This window comes from Corynebacterium tuberculostearicum SK141, from assembly GCF_000175635.1.
In the GTDB taxonomy this organism is placed as follows: Bacteria; Actinomycetota; Actinomycetes; order Mycobacteriales; family Mycobacteriaceae; genus Corynebacterium; species Corynebacterium tuberculostearicum_C.
The window spans coordinates 54,374-73,572 of record NZ_ACVP01000005.1 but is presented as its reverse complement, the minus strand read 5'-3'; the positions used below and the strand labels follow the sequence as shown (position 1 = coordinate 73,572).

Below are 19,199 nucleotides of genomic sequence, written 5' to 3'. Positions count from 1 at the left end.
GTCGTGGCGGCGGCCGGGGCCATCCTTGCCCGCGCGCCGTGGACATCAGGATCCTATGCGGGCGATTCGCTCCTGCTTAGCTGCTTGTGTGCCGCGGGCGTGGCCTGTCTTTTCGCCTCCGACCGAGGAGAAAATCCCGGCCGGGACGCTCAATGAGCGTATAGCTCGCGGCCGAGACCACCACGGTGGCCACCACCGTTACGGCCAGAATCACCCAAAAGTCCAGGGGCTTCCCGCTAAACAGCGGCACCCCGGTAAGCGGAAACGCCAGTCCCAGAATGGCCACATGCCATAAGAAGATGGAATAGGACCACGCGCCCAGTGCCTGCATGAGTGGGCTGGTCAGCCAGGACTTATCCCGTGGGGCAAGCGCTACCGGTATCACCACGACTGCGGCAAAGGCCGCTCCCGCAATGATGCGTCGGGAAAATTCGCCCGGTTCTGGATGCACCAGACCCTGCGGCCCAAACCACTCGCGGCTGGCAAGCCACAGCACCACCGCCGCCACGAGCCACCACGCCCAGCGCGCCCGCAACGCGCGATGCACGCGCGGGCTAACACCGATCTCTTCGCACTCCGCGGCCAGCATTCCCACGGCAAACCACGAAGCATACGCCGGCGGCCAAATCTGGGAATTGACCTGATCCTTGGTGTAATCGGCCACAAAGGGAACGAAGCCCCAAGCCCAACTAATCACGGCGCCCAGCACAATGGCCACTACCCGCCAGCGCCGCGGCAGTGCCCCAAGAAGCCACACCAACAAAGGCAGGGCAAGGTAGAAGAAGAACTCCACGCATAGCGACCACAGGTGGGTAAGCCCCGGCGCTAGCCCGTCCACCACATAAATCTGGGTGGAGGTGAGGTTGCTCAGCAGCTGGGTGAGGGTGAGCGAGTGGGCGTCGGGAAGCAGGAGCATCACCGCCACCACGCAGGCATAATAGGCCGGCAAAAGTCGCGCCACGCGCGAGCGCGCGTAGCCGGATAAGGTGTGCAAGCCACGGCGGCGCCACAGCAAGAAGGCGCTGAGTGCAAAGAAAACGGCAACGAAAAAATCGAAGCGCCCAGCAAACCCCCACCCGGTTCCGGTCTGAAAAGACACGTGGGTGACAATGATTCCAAGGGAGGCGACCGCGCGTAGACCGTCTAGCTCCGGCAGATGCTGGGGTACGCTTTTCACAGATGCCTGCGGCTGCACGCTTGCTCCTAACCCCGGATCGACCTGAAACTGATTGGACATACTACTGCAATGAAACGCTACCTTTGGCCACGCTCGCCACTGGCGTGGGTTGTCATTGCCGCCGTCATTTTCTTGGTGCTGGGTACCGTGGTGCCGCCGCTGTATAACAATCAGACCCGGCCGCTGGCCTTCGACCAAAACATCAACACCGTCACCGCGCCGTCGGCAGGCGTGTGGATGGAAGCGCCCGAGTTTATCGCCGGGGCCAAAGCCTCCGGCGATAGCAAGGACCCGCAGTGCCAGGAAAAGCAGGCCCCCATGTGGTGCTACCTGCACCACGACCTGCTCACTATCGAGCGCAATACCACCACCTCTGAGGTGGCAGAAGATGATGCGCTCGCTAACTCCGATTCGCTCTCTCGCCTGCTCGCCGGCGATACTCCCCTTGCCCAAATCACGGAGCATTCCGTGTTGAACCGCGAGTCCACCTACCCGGTTGCCGCGCCAAAGGATAAATGGAGATTTGTCCTACCGGCGCTGGATACCGGCATGGCCCGCACCGACTTCGAGCGCGATGGAATCAACTACTTCTTTCCCTCCGGTACCGAGCAGCGCTCCTATCCGTTTTTCGATCTAGCGACGCAATCCTCCACGGCGGTGGACTTCACCACGACGGAAAAGCTCGATGGTATCCCTACCTATTCTTTCCACCACGATATCCAGCCCATTTCCTTGGCTGATATGCGCAAAAGCATTACCACCGAGGTCGATACCGGCACCGGCGATAAGCAACTAGCGGCCGAGGATTTCCGTATCTCCGGGCCAGCGAAGCGGTTCTACGACGCCGAGTCGCGCGAGCTCCTCGGCTTGGATGCCACTGACCGGGTCACGGTGGAGCCCTTCTACACCATCGGCCGCGATATCTCCGTCGAACCCACCACCGGCACCATGGTGGACCTGCGCGAGAACATCAAGATCTTCTTCGCCGCAGACGAAAAGCAGGCCGGCACCATGGTGGCGAATGATGATACAGAGGACCGCTCCATCTTCGCCGCCGATTTGCGCTGGTCCGATGGGACCCGCGCGGAGCGCCTTGATGAGGTGCGTCCGGTCATTCGCACCATTCGCGCCTTGATGGTGATCGGCTGGGCCGGCAAGGCCATCGGCGTTGGTCTATTGCTTTGTGCCGCCTATATGTACATGCGCCGCCACCGTGAAGGCTAAGCGTCTTTTACTCCTTATCTGGGGCACCCTCCTCGTGGCCGCGGTGTGCTGGCCCTTTGCCTTACCCGGCGAGTTCTTGTGGCGCGATATGGCGTTGCTTGACCATCCGGCCCTTTCCCCTTCGGCCTTTGGTGGCGGCAGTTTGCCCGCCCGCAACGCACCGCAGGACGGTTTCCTCGCTCTCGTGGGCGGCGCGTGGGCCGCACGGGTGCTCATTTTTGCCGCCGCCGCGTCCTCCGCGCTCACCGCGGCGCGCTGGGCGCGCTCTACAGTCGCCGCGGTGAGCGCGATGGCGGTGGCGGTGGCCAATCCCTTCGTCATCGAGCGTCTCCTGCAGGGCCAGTGGTCGCTTGCGGTGGCTGCGTGGCTGCTGCCGGTCATCGCGTGGGCAGGAAGAAGGCACAGCTGGGTGGCGTGGCTGGCCATGTGGGGAGCATCGCTTACCCCTACGGGTGGTCTCTTTGCTGTGGTGACCGCGGCGGTGACCTGCCGCAAGAGGGTAGCCCTCGGCGGCGTGATTCTGTGCTTGCCGTGGGCCATTCCGGGCATGTTCAATCCCGCCGCGCCCGGCGATACCGCGGCGGCGGTGGCCGCGTTTGCCCCGCGGGCAGAAGACTACGTCGGCACCGCGGGCGCGCTGCTGCGGCTCGGCGGTATCTGGAATGCGGAGGCGGCCATCGGATTCGCCGTGTGCGGCGTCATCGTGGCGGTCATCGCCCTGCTCGGGGCGTGGCGGGTTCCCGCGCGGTTAAGCGTCCTCGCGGCGATGGGGCTCGGCGGAGCGATGTTCTTCTGGCTGGTTCCCGGTGCTCTGGTGTGGTCCATCGATCACGTACCGGGGGCGGCGCTGCTGCGCGATAACGGGAAACTGACCATGTTGGCGTTGCCGCTCTATGTGGCCTCACTAGGAGCGCTGCCGAATCTGCCGGCGGCACTGGCCACCGTGGCGGCGACCGTGCAGCTGCTGCCCGTTCCAGGACGCCTCGCGGTGCTCGCGCCGCGGGATACGGGGATAGATGAGCAGTTGGTGCGCGCGATTGACGGCCGCGTGGCCTTCTTCCCGGAGCGCGCCAATCTTGTGGAGGTACCCGGCGGCGTGGCCGTCGACCCCTATTCCAAGGCGGTGGCCATGGTGGAATCGGGGGAATTGAGCGTAGACGGCACGGTGGTGGACCAAGCCTCGCCGCACTACCGGGCGGCGCTGCAGGCGTGGGAAATGCAGGATATGAACCGGCTGGCCGAGATCGGCGTCGGTGTGGTCGTGGTGGACGGTGCCATAGCCGCGGAAACGAACGCGCCCCGGCCGCAGGTTCCGTGGGCGCTTACCGCTTTGTGGATGGCGTGTCCGCTACTAGCCCTTGCAGCAATTCCGCGAACTGCTCGCCGGTCTTCTTCCACGAGAAGCTAGCGGCAAAATCCCGCGCGTTGGAGCCGAGGGTGCGGCGAAGTGGGGCGTCGGCAAGCAGCTGCTTGGTGGCCGCCACGAAGTCCTCTTCGCGCTCTACTAAGATGCCGGTCTTGCCGTTGATAACGCTGTCACGCAGGCCAAATGTATAGCCAACGGTGGGCACCCCATGTTGGGCTGCCTCCATTACTGCCAAACCCCACCCCTCTTTGCGCGAGGGCATAAGCAAGGCATCGGCGCGGGCGAGCAGGGCGTGCTTATAGTCCTCGGTCACCTGGCCGCGAAAGCGCACGCGATCGCTTACGCCATGCTCCTCGGCATAGGCGCGCAGGTTAGCCTCCCACCAGCCGGAGCCGATGACGTCCAAGACCGCGCCCGGGGTCTGCGCCACCGTATCCATGGCATGCTCGATCTGCTTATGTGGCACAAGGCGCGAGAGCGTCACCAGGTGCACCTCGGCCTCTCGTTCCAGGGAAGGAACGTGATCCGGAACCGGGTCCAGGCCATTGGCGATGATGTGCGCGCCCTTAATGCCCAGCGCCTCTAAATCCTGGCGGGAGGCCTCAGACACGGTGACATAGGGAGCGCCGCGATACACGCGCGGGGCCACCCGGGACTCAAGGAACCAACCGAGCCGGCCCAGGAGAGGGCCTGCCACCGGCCACTGTTCGCGGTGGCAATGGTGAGTAAGCAGCACCGTCGGCGCACCGGACACCAGGCGGGCGAAGAATGGGATGCCGTTTTGGGTATCGATTACCGCATCCACGCCGCGCAGATCTCCCAGCCCCAGGCGGCCGGCCAGAATCGCCGCCCAAGCACGCGGATATACGCCGAATTTGGCGCCGCCGCGGCTATAGCGCACGCCGTCGCGCACCTCACGGTGGGCGGCATTCATGTGCTTGGAGGTGCGAAAGACCACCTCGTGGCCCTGGGACGCCAGGTACTCGCCCACGCGCTCCAAGTAGCGCTCCGAGCCACCGCCCTGCGGGTGGGTGGAATCGCGCCAGCATAGTAAAAGAATCTTCATCGTGAGGTATTAGCCTAGTGGGTTATGAGACATACCCGTGAGATGGCCACGCTGCGCCGCTCCTTTCAGCTGCTGCGTTCCTTCCGCTTCGAGCAGACGCGCCCGGAGATTTTCTACGGCGGGCTCGCGGAAGATACGGCCGCGCTGGTGGAGAACCTCGGCCGCGACCTAGGCGTGCCGCTTTCTGGGGCACGGGTGCTCGATGTCGGCGGTGGCCCGGGCTATTTTGCGGATGCCTTTGCCCGGCGCGGCGCCCGCTATGTGGGATTGGAGCCGGATGCCGGCGAAATGTCTGCGGCCGGCATCCACTTGAGCAATTCCGTGCGCGGCGATGGCACCAACCTGCCCTTTGCCGATAATTCCTTTGACGTGGTCTATTCCTCCAACGTGGCCGAGCACATCCCCAACCCCTGGGATATGGGCGAGGAGATGCTGCGCGTAACCCGCCCCGGTGGCCTCACCATCCTAAGCTACACGGTATGGCTCGGGCCCTTTGGCGGCCACGAAACCGGCCTGTGGGAGCACTACATTGGCGGCAAGTTTGCCCGCGACCGCTATACCCGCCGCCACGGACATCCACCCAAGAACGTCTTTGGCACCTCGCTTTTCGACGTCCCCTGCTCCGCCGGCCTTGCCTGGGCACAGCGCACCGGCGCGCTCAAACTCGCCTTCCCCCGCTATCATCCCAGCTGGGCTTGGTGGCTCACCCGCGTACCAGGGGTGCGGGAGTTTGCGGTGTCTAACCTGACGTTGGTGTTACAAAAGTAGCCCCCCCCAGCAACGCCGACGTCGCTGGGGGCTAGCAGAGTTTAGAGCTTAAGAGGCGTTCTCGACGCGCTCCTTCAGGGCGTGGAACTGGTCCCACACCTCGGACGGCACGCGGGAGCCCAGGAAGTTGAGGTAGCTAGCGTTATCTTGCATATCGCCTTCCCAGTCCTTCGGGTTGACGGCAAGAGCGGCACGAACGTCCTCGATATCGAAGTCGATGCCCTCGAGGTCGATATCCTCGGCGCGGGCGGTGTTGCCCACGACGGTTTCCTCGGCCTCAACATTGCCCTCAATGCGGTCAATGATCCACTTGAGCACTCGGGAGTTCTCGCCGAAGCCCGGCCACAGGAAGCGGCCGTCGTCGCCACGGCGGAACCAGTTAACTAGGAAGATAGACGGCATGCGGTCGCCGCCCTTTTCACCCATATCGATCCAGTGCTGCAGGTAGTCACCGGCGTTGTAACCGATGAACGGAAGCATAGCCATCGGATCGTGGCGCAGGGTGCCGACGCTGCCCTCTGCTGCAGCGGTCTGGCCGGAAGCCAGCAGGGCACCGATCATGGTGCCGTGGTTCCAGTCAAAGGCCTGGGTTACCAGCGGAACGGTGGTCTTGCGGCGGCCGCCGAAGAGGATGGCGTCGATCTTCACACCCTGCCAGTCGTCGTACTCCGGAGCGGCGCTCGGGCACTGGGAAATCGGCACGCAGTAACGGGAGTTCGGGTGCGCAGCCTTAGTGGAGGAGGACGGAGTCCAATCCTGACCGGTCCAGTCGATGAGGTGCTCCGGCGCCTCCTTGGACATCTCCTCCCACCAGACATCGCCGTCGTCGGTAAGCGCAACGTTGGTGAAGATGGTGTTGCCCGGCTCCATGGTCTGCATGGCAATCGGGTTGGAACCGTAGTTGGTGCCAGGGGCCACGCCGAAGAAGCCATTTTCCGGGTTAACTGCGTAAAGGCCGTCCTCGCGCAGGTGCAGCCAGGCAATATCGTCACCGACGACCTCGGCCTTCCAGCCCGGAATGGTCGGGGTAATCATAGCCAGGTTGGTCTTGCCGCATGCCGAAGGGAAGGCGGCCGCAACGTGGTACTTCTTGCCCTCTGGGTTGGTGAGCTTCAGGATGAGCATGTGCTCTGCCATCCAGCCCTCTTCCTTGGCCATGACAGAAGCGATGCGCAGCGCGTAGCACTTCTTTGCCAGGATAGCGTTGCCGCCGTAGCCAGAACCGTAGGACCAGATTTCCTTGGTCTCCGGGAACTGGGTGATGTACTTGGTGTCATTGCACGGCCACGCCACATCTTCCTGGCCCGGCTCCAGCGGAGCACCCACGGAGTGCAGGGCGTGGACGAAATCGCCGTCGGTACCAATCTTGTCCAAGGCTTCCGCACCCATACGGGTCATGATGCGCATGGAGAGCACCACATAAGCGGAGTCAGTCAGCTGCACGCCCAGCTTTGGTTCCGGATCGCTAATAGGTCCCATGCAGAAGGGAACCACGTACATGGTGCGACCCTTCATGGAACCACGGAATGCCTCCGTCATCTCTTCCTTCATCGCAGCTGGCGGCGCCCAGTTATTGGTCGGGCCGGCGCCTTCTTCATTCTCGGTACAGATGAAGGTGCGGGATTCCACACGGGCAACGTCGGAAGGATTGGAGCGAGCCAGGTAGGAATTAGGACGCTTTTCCTCATTCAGCTTGATAAGCGTGCCCTTTTCCACCAGCTCTGCGGCCAAACGGTCAGCCTCGTCCTGGGAGCCGTCTACAAAGACCACCTGGTCCGGCTGGAAAAGCTCAACATTCTCGCTGATCCAGCCGATAAGCTTTTCGTTTTTAGTCGGCAGCTCTCCGACGAGCCCTGGGATAGTGGCGGTCATTAGTAATTCTCCTGAGGGTGGGTGTGAAAATTGGGGAAATAAATCCCCAACTGTGCCTTCCACCTCAAGATTAACGTGCTTGTCCGAATAATTTGCGCAGATTTTGTCACACCGGTTATATCCACCGCGTTTACCAGAACTTCACCAAGCGCAACCACAGATACTGTGTTAAAAATCGCCTTTTCCCATCCCCCTGTCTGGGGGTCTATTCCCCTCCCTAGCGGCAACCAAAACGATAATCTTCCACCCCCAACCGGGCCCACTGGTTATACCAGGATTGGCTTCGCCACACGTGATCCCCGGCGCGGCGTATTGCTTGGCAAGGCTAAGCAGGGAAAAATAGGCCGCAATGAATAACACAGATAACTCTCAAAACACCCGCGCTGGAGAAATGCCTCCAGGGCGCCCGCCACAGACCGATTTCAATGCCGTATTCGACAACGAGCTTGACTACCCACGCCTGGGCAACGTCACCTTCCGCCGCGGCACGCTGACCGAAAATCAGCATGAGCTTTTTGAAAAGCGCTGGCCAGAACTAGGCCGCACGCTGGAAGACGAGGTCATTGACCTCGATGCCTGGTTTGGCCGCAGCGGCGCCAAGACCATCGTGGAAATCGGATCCGGTACCGGCACCTCTACCGCCGCCATGGCGCCGAAGGAGGCCGATACCAATATCATCGCCGTCGAGCTCTACAAGCCGGGCCTGGCCAAGCTACTGGGCCAGATCGAGCGCGAGGGCATCGACAATATCCGCATGATTCGCGGCGATGGCATCGAGGTCATGGTGCGCATGTTTGCGCCGGAATCCCTTGATGGCATCCGCGTCTTCTTCCCGGATCCCTGGCCAAAGGCCCGTCACCACAAGCGCCGCATCATCCAGTCGGGCACACTCAACCTTTTTGCGTCCCGCCTAAAGAAGGGCGGCGTGCTGCACGTTGCTACCGACCACGCCGGATACGCCGAGTGGATCAATGAGCTTGTTGAAGTAGAGCCGAGCCTGGATTACAAGGGCTGGCCATGGCCAGAGTGCCCGCAGTTGGTGGATCGTCAGGTCATCACCAAGTTTGAGGGCAAGGGCCTAGATAAAGAACACGTCATCACGGAGTATCTCTGGGAGAAGAAATAAATGAGCACCTACCTACTTGTCTGGGATGCGCCCAATATGGACATGGGCCTGGGCTCCCTGCTCGGCGGCCGCCCCACCGCCGCACACCGCCCGCGCTTCGACGCCATCGGCCGCTGGCTGGTACACCTTGCCCAGGACGTTGATGCGGAGCCGCGCGCCGATGTCTTTACTAATGTCACCCCGGGCGGCGCCGATGTCATCCGCCCATGGGTAGAAGCCATCCGCAACGTGGGCTTCGGCGTTTTTGCCAAGCCCAAGATCCACGAAGACGACGACGTGGATCCGGATATGCTCGACCACATCGAAAGCCTCCGTGAGGATCTAGCCGGCGTGATTGTTGCCTCCGCCGATGGCCAGAATTTCCAGGAACCATTGGAAGAGCTCATCGCAGAAGGCCTTCCGGTAACGGTCCTCGGTTTCCATGAGCATGCCGCCTGGGCCGTAGGCCACGCGGATATCAATTTTGTGGACCTGGAAGATATCGAGGGTGTATTCCGCGAGCCGCTACCGCGCGTGAACCTGGATAATCTGCCGGAGGGTGGTGCATGGCTGCAGCCATTCCGTCCCCTGGCTGCGCTGCTTAATAACCGCTAGGAGGCTGCCCCAATGTTTGAAAAATGGGGACGTTTTTCCTATGCGCACCGCCGGCTCATCCCCGCCATCATCGTCGCCGCTATCCTTGCGCTCTTCATCGGCTTTGGCTTGCAGCTCGAAGACCGCATGAGCCAGGAGGGCTGGGAGGATCCCAATGCGGCGTCGACAAGCGCGGCCCAGATCGAGCAGGAAGCATTCGGCCGCGATAACTCCGGCGATGTCATCTTGCTCTTCCACTCCCCCGATGAGAACTTCGACGCCGCCAAGCAGCACTTGGCCCAGTTGAAATCGGAGTATCCGGACCAGATTGACTCGGTGACCAGTTACTTCGACACGAAGAACCCGAACCTGGTCAATGCTGATCATTCGCTGGCCTTCGCCGCCATCGGGCTGAAAGGCGATGATGAGCAAACGCTGAAGGATTTCCGCGCCATCGAGGGCGCGCTTACGGATACCACCGCACCGGTGGAGATTGCGGGTGCCACCGCGGTTGCTGATGCCCTAGATGAGGGAATGTCGCACGATATTTCCCGCGCCGAAAAGGCCGCCCTGCCGCTGGTAGGCATCCTCCTGCTGGTGGTCTTCGGCTCGGTGGTTGCGGCCTGCATGCCGCTGGTGGTCGGTGGCCTCTCCATCTTGGGCTCTTTGGGAATCCTGTCCATCCTGGCCGGCTTCTCGCAGGTCAATGTCTTTGCCCAGGCCGTCGTCACGCTCCTGGGACTCGGCCTAGCCATCGATTACGGCCTCTTTATGGTTTCGCGCTTCCGCGAGGAGCTGGACAAGGGCCGCTCCACCGAGGAGGCCGTGGCCACCACCACCGCAACAGCCGGCCAAACCGTGGTTTTCTCCGCGGCCATGGTCGCCGTTGCGCTTTCCGGCCTCTTCCTCTTCCCCCAGGCCTTCCTGAAATCCGTGGCCTATGGTTCCATTTCTGCAGTCGGCTTGGCCGCGCTCCTTTCGGTCACCGTGCTGCCATCCATTTTTGGCATGCTCGGCCCCAAGATCGATACTTGGTCCGTACGCCGTACCTCGCGGACGGCTCGCACTATTCAGGACACCTGGTGGTATAAGCTTCCGCGCTGGGCCATGCGCCATGCCCGCGGGCTGACCATCGCCGTATGCGGCCTGCTCATCGCGCTTACCCTGCCCGTCATGAGCATCACCTTCGGCGGCATCAACGAGTCCTACCTGCCGCCTGACCAGGACACCCGCGTGGCCCAGGATAAATTTAACGAGGAGTTCCCCGCCTTCCGCACGGAGCCGGTCAAGCTCGTGGTGGAAGATGCCTCGAACCAGCAGCTTGTCGACGTCGTCATGCAAGTCCGCGGCCTCGACGGCCTCACCGAGCCCATGGCGCCGACGACCGCCACCAAGGACGGCACAACTGTCCTTTCCGCCGGCATTGAAGACCGCGATGATTACGCGAAGATCGTGCACGAGCTGGAAAAGGTCAAGGCCCCTGAGGGCGTGAACCTCTACGTGGGCGGTACTCCCGCCATGGAGGTGGAGTCCCTCGATGCGCTCTTCCACACGCTGCCGTGGATGGCGCTCTACGTGGTGCTGGCTACATTCCTGCTCATGGCTCTGGTCTTCGGCTCCTTTGTACTGCCGCTCAAGGCCATTGTGATGACGTTGCTGACCTTGGGCGCAACGCTGGGCATCCTGACGTTGATGTTTGTTGCCGGCTTGGGCTCGGACATCCTCAACTTCACGCCCGGCCCGCTCATGAGCCCGATTTTGGTGCTCATCATCGCCATTGTCTACGGCCTGTCCACCGATTACGAGGTCTTTTTGGTCTCCCGCATGGTAGAGGCCCGCCGGCGCGGCGCTTCCACCGACGAGTCCATTGCGGCCGGCACCGCGCATACCGGCGGCATTATTACCGCGGCGGCGCTCATCATGATCGTGGTCTCCGGCGCGTTCGGCTTCTCCGATATCGTGATGATGAAATACATTGCCTACGGCATGATTTTTGCCCTGCTTATCGACGCCACCATTGTCCGCATGCTCCTCGTCCCGGCCGTCATGCACTTGCTGCGCGAGGATAACTGGTGGGCCCCTAGCTGGCTGCGCCACGCCACCACCACCTTGACCGGCGGTACCACCCACCGCAGCAAAACCGTTCCCTTCAGTGAACTCAAACAACGCCTCGAAGGGAGTAAGTAAGTGAAGAATTGGCTGCGCCTCATCCTCTCGCTCATCGTCTTGCTGGTCTTGGTGTATGTCTTCCGCGATGAGCTAGACTTCCTGCGCGAAGGCTTCTCGCGGCTGTCCGATTCCAACCCGGTCGCGATAGCGCTAGTGATCATCGCCTCCGTCGTGGCGGTACTCGCCATGGGCGAGGTCATGCGCCTGCTCATTCGCGCCGGTGGCGTCAAGGTACCGGCCTCAGAAACCGCAGCACTGACGTTGGCCGCCAATGCCTGGTCCACCACTCTTCCGGCCGGCCCAGCTTTTTCCGCCATCCTCACCTTCTACGTACAGCGCACATGGGGCGCGTCCGTCATGTTGTGTGGCTGGTTCTTCGTGCTGTCCTCTGCGATTTCCACGATGTGGCTCGTGCTCATCGGCTTGGGCGGCGTGCTCTTCCTCAACGCGGATATGGCGCTCTGGTCCCTCATCGGCACCTTGGTGCTCATGCTGGCGCTTTCGGGCGGCCTGTTCTGGCTGACCAATCATCCGGATACCATCATGCGCTGGCTCAACCGCCAAAAGCTCATTAAGGGCTCCAAGCGCGAAGCCCTCTTGGACCAGGTCAAGAATCTGGAGGAAGTTCACCTTACCCGCCGCCAATTCGGTTGGGTCTCCTTCTACTCTTTGGCCAACCGCCTGATCGACATGGTCTCGCTATGGGGCTGCGTGTGGGCCGTTACCGGCCACCTGCCCGCCCTGCACGCTGGCGAGGACACCACGACGATGGCCGGCGTGGCGCTCGCCTATCTCACCGCTAAGCTTGCCGGCTCTGCTCAGGTCACGCCGGCCGGCCTCGGAACGGTGGAAGCCGCCATCATCGCCACTCTGGTGGCCACAGGCATGACCGCGGTGGACGCTACAGGCGCGGCCATCATCTACCGCCTTATCTCCTTCGCCTTGATCACCATCATTGGCTGGGTAATCTACTTCTGGCACTATGCCCGCAAGGGCATTACCTACGCCGCCTTGAACCGAAAGGAAAACGCATGAGAATCGCCCCCATTATCGATATCATCGCCCTGATGCTCTTCGCCGTGGCTGCCCGCCTCGCCCACGGCGGTTTGAGCTTTTCCACCTGGGTAGATGCCTTTTGGCCCTGGGCCGTAGGCGCGCTTATCGGCTGGGTCATCATCCTGGCTACCAAAGCGCACGGCAAGTGGAAGGAGGGCGGCATCGTCTGGCTGAGCACCGTCGTGGGCGGCATGGCCCTGTGGATGCTGGTCAACGGCCGCTTGCCGCACTGGAGCTTCCTCATTGTAGCGACGGTGATGTCCGCACTATTTTTCTTTGGCTGGCGGCTTTTCGCCCGCAAATAAAAAGAAGGAGGGTTTGACCCTCCTTCTTTTTTGCTCCATTTACTTGGAACTTACCTGAATGCCTGCCTGATTCAGGATATCGGCCACGAAGCCGATGATCTCGCTGACGATGTCCACAGCGCTAGACAGAATCATAGATAACTCCTTCACTAGGATTAGCTCTTTATATGCTATCCAAGCACAAGGCATTACATCGGGGCAATAGTGTGCTTCTTCGGCAGATCGCTTTCCTGCTTGGTGGCCAGTTGGCGCAGTGCCTGACGGAGCGCCAACCGGGACTGATTCGGCTGAATCATCGCGTCTAGATAGCCGCGCTCGGCCGCGACATAAGGAGCGGTCATGGTCTCATCGTAGAAGTCCATAAACATCTTCTTGGTCATTTCGCGCTGTTCCGGGGTCTCGGCGGCCTCGAGCTGCTTGCCGGCGATCATCACCACGGCAGCGGCCGCGCCCATCACGGCGATCTGCGCGGTCGGCCACGCCAGGTTGATATCGCCGGTCAGGTTCTTCGAGCCCATCACCGCATAGGCACCGCCGTAGGCTTTACGCACGATGAGCGAGACCTTCGGCACGGTGGCTTCCACCACGGCGAAGGCAAACTTGGCGCCGCGGTGGATAAGGCCCACCTTCTCCTGCTCCACGCCCGGCAGGTAGCCCGGGGTATCCACCACAAAGACCAGCGGAATATTGTAAGCATCGCAGATGCGGATGAAGCGCGCGCCCTTATCGGCGGCGTCGGCATCAATGCAGCCCGCAAGGTGCATGGGGTTATTGGCCACAAAGCCGACGGTCTTGCCATCGATGCGGCCGAAGGCGGTGATCATATTGGGCGCGAAGTTTTCTTGAATCTCAATGAGGTCCTCGTCATCGCCCAACTGGGTCAACAAGTCCATCATGTCGTAGCCAGCATTGGTGTCATCCGGCATGAAGGCATTGAGCTCTTCGTCTTCGGCCACTTCGGCGTCGGAAGGCGCAGCGAACTCCGGTGACTCATCAAAGCAGGTCAGCGGCAGGTGATCGAGGAGATCGCGGACCATATCAAAGGCGTCATCCTCGGAAGGGACGACCGCCGAGACGTTACCGTTGAGCTCTTGCTGGCGAGCACCGCCCAGCTCAGCGGAGGTAATATCCTCACCGGTAACCTCACGGATGACGTTCGGGCCGGTAACATACATTTCCGCTTCCTCGTCCACGGCAATGACAAAGTCCGTGGTCACGGGAGCATAGACGGCGCCACCGGCGGATTTGCCCATCATGATGGAAATCTGCGGGCTGCGGCCGGACAGCGGAAGCTGGCGGCGGGCGATCTCGGAGTACATGGCCAGCGAGGTCACCGCATCCTGGATGCGGGCGCCGCCGGAGTCCTGAATACCGATGACTGGGCAGCCAATCTTGATGGCCATGTCCATGACCTCGGTGACTTTCTTGCCAAAGGTCACGCCGACTGAGCCGCCGTAGACGGTTTTATCGTGGGCGTAGATACACACTGGGCGGCCAGAGATGCGGCCATAGCCGGTGACCACGCCATCGGAATAAATGGCATCAGGGTCACCTGGGGTCTTGCCCAAGGAGCCGGTTTCGACGAAGGAACCCTCATCTAGCAATTCATCGATGCGTTGACGAGGCGTGGTGCGCCCAGCCTCGTCGCGGCGCTTGCGGGAGCGCTCACTGCCTGGGTCCTGCGCCTTATCAAGGCGCTCGCGCAGGTCAGCGAGTTTCTCAGCGGTTGTCTGCTTGGCCGCCACGTATCTTCTCCTCGATCCATTCGTCCATATGCTTGCCCACGATGCCGATAGCCGGCTCGTCTGGCACTGCAAGGTGATCGCCTTGCAGCTGCACAATTTCTAGATCCTTAACGATAACTCCCCAACCGCCGTCGGGGTCAATCTCAGCGTAGCGCGGCTCCAGCTCAATCGCACCGTCGTGCATGCGCTCGGAACGGAAAAGCAGAACCGGCACGGTGACATCGGCCCAGCGGTGGAAGTCGATCTTGGCCAGAATCTGATTATCCACGAAGGAAGCGCGCTGGTGCTCCAGTACGCCGGCGGCAAGGCCGTGTTCGGAGGCATCGGTAGTAGCGAGGAACTCCGCCAGCATGGTCATGAGCGCATCCTCGCCCATGGTCTCAAGCATCTCGTACGGCGGCTCGAAGTCCAGGCCATAGGTCTTCTTGGCAAAGGCCGCGTAGCGCTCCCACCGGGCACGGGTTTCTTCCGGCGTATCCGGCGCCGGGTTCGACGGCTGAGTGGTATCCAGCAGCGCGATGAACGCCACGTCCGCCGAATCCTGTCCGCGCTGGGTGCGCTGATGCAGCTGATAGGCCACCTCATAGGCCAGCGCGCCACCGAAGGACCACCCGCCGAGCACGACCTTGCGGCCGCGAGCGTAGTGCAGGATGTCCTCGATATAAGCCTCGGCGCGCTCCTCCAGCGAGCCCTCGACGCGCTCTACGCCGTAGACTGCCACGTCCTCGGGCAGGCGGCGGGTCAGTGGCTGGTAGACCACAGTGGTGCCGCCGGCTGGGTGGAACATGAATACGGCCGGACCATCAGCCTCGCGCAGGACGCGGATATTGCCTTCTACCTCGGTCTCCAGTCCTTCGCGGACGAGGTCGGCCAAAGTCTCTAGCGCCTCGGCCTCGTGGACCTGCTGGGCGGTGACCTCGATGCCGGCACGCTCGGTGAGGCGCTCGGCGATCTGGGTGGCAACCTCGTCGCTCACCTCAGGCAGCGCCGAGGTAACGCCCGCCGCGACCTTTCCGGTGAAGGTGGCCCAGGTACCAAAGACCATGCGCTCCGAGGCATCGCGCGGGGCAACGCCGACGCCCTGGCCGGGCTCGTCTTCTTCTGGTGCAGGCGTATCCGCAGAAGCAATGTCGCTGGTATCCACGCTGCCGCCGGCTACGGCTTCTTCCACCATGGCAATGACGTCGGCCAAAGAGGCGTCGCGAAGCGCCTGCACCTGCAGCGGCGGAATCTGGAAGTCATTTTCCACGCGGTTCTTAATGCGCATGCCCATCAGGGAATCCAGGCCCAAGTCAATGAGCGGCAGCTCGCGCGGCAGGTCAGAGACGTCATAGCCCATGGATTCCGACACGATGAGTGCGAGGCGATCCTCCACGGTTTCCTCCGCGGGATCCCAGCGCACGGCATCAACTTCTGCGGTTGCTGCAGGCTCGCTTTCAGGCACATCGGCCACGCCCGGGATAGGCGCCGCGCCCAAGTCCAAGGCGGAGGCAAAGCCTTCCGCCAGGAGCTCCGTCTGTGCGCCACGGACGGCGTAGACGGCTACGGACATACCACCGATGGACTGGCTTACCACCGTGGTGACCTCACCGCGCGGTGGCAGGTCGGCATGTTCCTCGGTGGCGATGATGCGCGCCCCAGGCTTGACGGCCTCGGCCGCGGCCTCCACGATGGCCAGCGCGGATGGCGCCTGATCCGCATTGGTGGAGAAGGCCACCTTGCCCTCTGGCAGGTTGACGCGTGCGCCCGGCAGGCCGGATACGCCGGCCGACGGACGCGCGTTGGTCCAGAAGCGCTGGCGGTTGAACTGGGTATAGGGCGCCTCCACGCGCGCACCGGAGCCAAAGACCGCGCCAAAATCCACCGGCATGCCGGCGACATAGAGTTTGCTGAGCAGGTCCAGCAGCGATTCGGTGGGATCCACCTTGCGCTTCAGGGCATAGAGCAGCTGGGCATCGGCCTTGCCCACGGCGAAGGCGGTGGACATGAGGCCCATCAGCGCCACCGGGTTCGGCGAGATTTCTACCAGCTGGGTGTGGCCGGCGTTGAAGGCTGCCTCGGTGGCATCCTGCAGATAGACCGAGTGGCGGGTCATGCGCAGCCAATAGTCCTCATCGTGGACGGTGGTACCAGGGCGATAAACCTCGCCCTTATCCACGGAGGAAAACAGCGGGGTGTGCAGCGGCTTGGCCTCCATGCCGGCGATGGCTGCATGCAGCTCGCCCAGGATGGGGTCCACGGCCGAGGTATGCCCTGCTGCCTTCACATTGAGCGCACGGGCGAACTTGCCCTCACCGTCGAGCTTTTCCACCAGGTCCAGCACCTCTTGGCGAGGGCCGCCCACGGTGGTCATACCGGGTCCGGTATACACGGCGGGTTCGATATTGCCGTCGAGCGCGGCAATATCCTCGGCCGAGAGCTCTACGACGGCCATGGCTCCTTGCTCGGCATCGCTTAGCGACGCCTCACCCTCACCCATCAACCGCGCGCGGTGGCAGGCAATAACCATGGCGTCCTCTGCGGAGATGCCGCCTGCGGCATAGGCCGCGGCAATCTCGCCCATGGACATGCCCATCACGCCGGCCGGGCGCACGCCAAAGGAAGCGAACAGGTCCGTCAATGCAATCTGAATGGCGGTAATGGCCACCTGGGCGGTCTCGGTGTCATAGGTTTGGGCATCGTCGTTGACGATATCCAGGATGGACCAGCCGGACTCAAAGTCCACGATGGCATCCAGCTCTTCCAAGCGGGCCTTGAACTGCGGCGAGAGCGCAATCATGTCCTTCGCCATCTTGCGGTGCTGGGATCCGAAACCGGAGTAAACAAATACCGGGCCCGGAACCTGCGGGGAATCCGCAGCGGCGATGCCAACGGAAACCTTGCCCTCAGCCACCTGGCGCAGGCGCTTGACTGCTTCCTCGGTGGAGCTAGCCGTCACGACGGCACGGGAACGGGAGTGGTTGCGGCGGGCGACGGTGCGGGCGACGTCGACAAGCGCGGGCTTTTCCGCCTCAATGAAGTCTGCCAACAGGGCCGCAGCGCGTGCCCGGCGCGAAGGCAAGAGGCCAGAGACCGGCAACGCCACCGTGTCGGTGGAAAGCTGCGGCGCGCGTTCAGCCGGGGTGCCGCGGTAATCGGTGAGCACGACGTGCGCATTGGTGCCACCGAAACCAAAGCCGGATACGCCAGCGACCTTGTGGCCGGAGTACTCGGGCCACTCGCGCGGATCCTCGACTACCTCAAGGTGCTCGGCCTCGAAATCGATATAGCGATTCGGCGCTGAGTAATTGATATTGGCCGGAATCACGTCATTGCGCATGGCCTGGATGACCTTGATGAGGCCGACCACGCCCGCGGCGGATTCAGAGTGTCCGATATTGGTCTTGGCAGAGCCGAGCAAAATAGGAGTTTCGACCCCGCGGCCCGCACCGAGCACGCGGCCCAGGGCGGAGGCCTCGATCGGATCGCCCAGAATGGTGCCGGTGCCGTGGGCTTCGATATAGTCCACGTCCTGCGGATTTACGCCCGCATCAGCATAGGCGCGGCGCAGCACATCCTCCTGTGCCTCCGGGTTCGGGGCGGTCAGGCCATTAGAGTGGCCATCGGAGTTGACGGCCGAGCCCTTGATGACGGCCAGGATATCGTCGCCGTCCGCTTCCGCGTCCTCCAAGCGCTTGAGCACGAGGACGCCGGCGGCGTCGGCACGCACGATGCCATCGGCGTCGTCCGAAAAGGCGTGAATGGCGCTCGTTGGAGAGGTAACGCCCAACTCCGAGAACACCGTGGACGCATGCGGGGCGGCCAGAATATTCACGCCGCCGGCCAGCGCCACGTCTGCGCTCCCCGTGCGCAAATCCTTCATCGCCTGGTTCACCGCCACGAGGGAGGAGGAGCAAGCCGTATCCACGTTGATGGAAGGGCCGCGGAAATCCAGGGCGTAGGAAATGCGGTTGGCAACCACGGCGGAAGAAATGCCGGTCAGCGCATACGGGTGCATCTCGGCGGAATCGGCACCGATGAGCATGCCGTAGTCATTATTGGTCGAGCCCATGTACACGCCGGTCTGCGTGCCCCGCAGCTCATTGGCGGGAACACCAGCGTTTTCTAGCGCTTCCCACACCAGCTCGAGCAGGATGCGCTGCTGCGGATCCATATTGGCGGCCTCAAGTGGGGACAGGCCAAAAAATTCCGCATCAAAGGAGGCGATGTCTTCGATATAGCCGCCGTCGGTATTTTGCTGGGCAATCTTCTCGCTCATGACCGGATCGGCGGAGTACTCGGACCACCGGCCCACTGGCAACGGGCCGGTGCCCGCGCGGGATTCCGCCAACATGGACCAGAACTCTTGGGCATTCTTGGCGCCCGGGAAGCGGCCGGAAAGACCAATGACCGCAACGTCGGATCCCTGCGCGATCCGCGGCGCGTGTTCCTCGGGCTGGGGCGCCGCCGGTGTGTTCAGCAGGCGGTCCGCCAGCAGCTCGATGGTGGGATACTCATATGCCACGGTGGCATCGAGGCGGGTGCCCAGAAGGTTTTCCAGCTCGCCGGATAGCACTACAGCATCCCGCGAGGAGAGGCCATAATTTTCCAAAGGTTTGGAATCTAGGATCTCTTCGGCGGAAACACCGGTGGCCTGGGCGACCCAGTCACGCAGCCATGCTCGCAGTTGCTCGATGGTCATAAAAAGGTCTTTCGTTACGGAAAAATACTAAATGGCGTAGGGGTATATCGCTATATTTTGTCACTTTGTTA

The 19,199-nt window shown here is 62.2% G+C and carries 13 protein-coding genes; 8 read left to right on the top strand and 5 right to left on the bottom strand.

Annotation, left to right across the window (positions count from 1 at the left end):
- Nucleotides 1-76: 76 nt before the first annotated feature.
- Complete coding sequence (locus CORTU0001_RS02310) at nt 77-1,237, bottom strand: acyltransferase family protein (protein ID WP_050776576.1); 1,161 nt, start codon at nt 1,235-1,237, stop codon at nt 77-79.
- Nucleotides 1,238-1,246: 9 nt separating this feature from the next.
- On the opposite strand from CORTU0001_RS02310, the gene CORTU0001_RS02305 reads away from it, so the two are divergent.
- The gene (locus tag CORTU0001_RS02305) at nt 1,247-2,401 is read left to right on the top strand and encodes a PorA family protein (protein ID WP_005327081.1); all 1,155 of its coding nucleotides are present in this window, start codon (nt 1,247-1,249) and stop codon (nt 2,399-2,401) included.
- Nucleotides 2,391-3,809 (top strand): MmpA family trehalose lipid delivery protein, encoded by a 1,419-nt coding sequence (locus CORTU0001_RS02300; protein ID WP_034667989.1) that lies wholly within the window; start codon nt 2,391-2,393, stop codon nt 3,807-3,809. Before CORTU0001_RS02305 ends, CORTU0001_RS02300 begins: the two co-directional genes overlap by 11 nt.
- Here the strand turns inward: CORTU0001_RS02300 and CORTU0001_RS02295 are convergent.
- Nucleotides 3,724-4,833, bottom strand: a complete 1,110-nt coding sequence (locus CORTU0001_RS02295; RefSeq protein ID WP_005325440.1) for a glycosyltransferase family 4 protein — start codon at nt 4,831-4,833, stop codon at nt 3,724-3,726. The two genes, CORTU0001_RS02300 and CORTU0001_RS02295, sit on opposite strands and share 86 nt — an antisense overlap.
- 24 nt (nt 4,834-4,857) lie before the next feature.
- Between CORTU0001_RS02295 and CORTU0001_RS02290 the strand changes: the two genes are divergently transcribed.
- Nucleotides 4,858-5,601, top strand: coding sequence for a class I SAM-dependent methyltransferase (locus CORTU0001_RS02290; RefSeq protein ID WP_034667987.1), 744 nt, complete (start codon nt 4,858-4,860; stop codon nt 5,599-5,601).
- Between the two features lie 48 nt (nt 5,602-5,649).
- Here the strand turns inward: CORTU0001_RS02290 and CORTU0001_RS02285 are convergent, their stop codons facing one another.
- Nucleotides 5,650-7,473, bottom strand: coding sequence for a phosphoenolpyruvate carboxykinase (GTP) (locus CORTU0001_RS02285; RefSeq protein WP_005327078.1), 1,824 nt, complete (start codon nt 7,471-7,473; stop codon nt 5,650-5,652).
- A 349-nt stretch (nt 7,474-7,822) separates the two neighbouring features.
- Here CORTU0001_RS02285 and trmB point away from each other — a divergent pair, with 349 nt between their 5' ends.
- From trmB to CORTU0001_RS02260, 5 genes are read left to right on the top strand one after another with little or no spacing between them, the layout of a single operon-like run.
- A complete protein-coding gene (gene trmB / locus CORTU0001_RS02280) occupies nt 7,823-8,599 on the top strand; it encodes a tRNA (guanosine(46)-N7)-methyltransferase TrmB (protein WP_005327076.1) in 777 nt (258 codons plus the stop codon).
- Complete coding sequence (locus CORTU0001_RS02275; RefSeq protein ID WP_005325427.1) at nt 8,600-9,193, top strand: NYN domain-containing protein; 594 nt, start codon at nt 8,600-8,602, stop codon at nt 9,191-9,193.
- A gap of 12 nt (nt 9,194-9,205) precedes the next feature.
- Nucleotides 9,206-11,359, top strand: a complete 2,154-nt coding sequence (locus CORTU0001_RS02270; protein ID WP_005327074.1) for an MMPL family transporter — start codon at nt 9,206-9,208, stop codon at nt 11,357-11,359.
- On the top strand, nt 11,360-12,376 hold the full coding sequence (locus tag CORTU0001_RS02265; RefSeq protein WP_005327073.1) for a lysylphosphatidylglycerol synthase transmembrane domain-containing protein: 1,017 nt from the start codon (nt 11,360-11,362) through the stop codon (nt 12,374-12,376).
- Nucleotides 12,373-12,702, top strand: coding sequence for a DUF3054 domain-containing protein (locus tag CORTU0001_RS02260; RefSeq protein WP_005327071.1), 330 nt, complete (start codon nt 12,373-12,375; stop codon nt 12,700-12,702). The genes CORTU0001_RS02265 and CORTU0001_RS02260 overlap by 4 nt, the downstream gene beginning before the upstream one ends.
- A 188-nt stretch (nt 12,703-12,890) precedes the next feature.
- Here the strand turns inward: CORTU0001_RS02260 and CORTU0001_RS02255 are convergent, their stop codons facing one another.
- Both CORTU0001_RS02255 and CORTU0001_RS02250 read right to left on the bottom strand, forming a co-directional pair.
- Entirely contained in the window at nt 12,891-14,447 is a 1,557-nt protein-coding gene (locus CORTU0001_RS02255; RefSeq protein WP_005325422.1) for an acyl-CoA carboxylase subunit beta, read from the bottom strand.
- Nucleotides 14,422-19,128: a type I polyketide synthase gene (locus tag CORTU0001_RS02250; protein ID WP_005327069.1), complete on the bottom strand. Its 4,707-nt coding sequence runs from the start codon at nt 19,126-19,128 to the stop codon at nt 14,422-14,424. Before CORTU0001_RS02250 ends, CORTU0001_RS02255 begins: the two co-directional genes overlap by 26 nt.
- Nucleotides 19,129-19,199 lie beyond the last annotated feature (71 nt).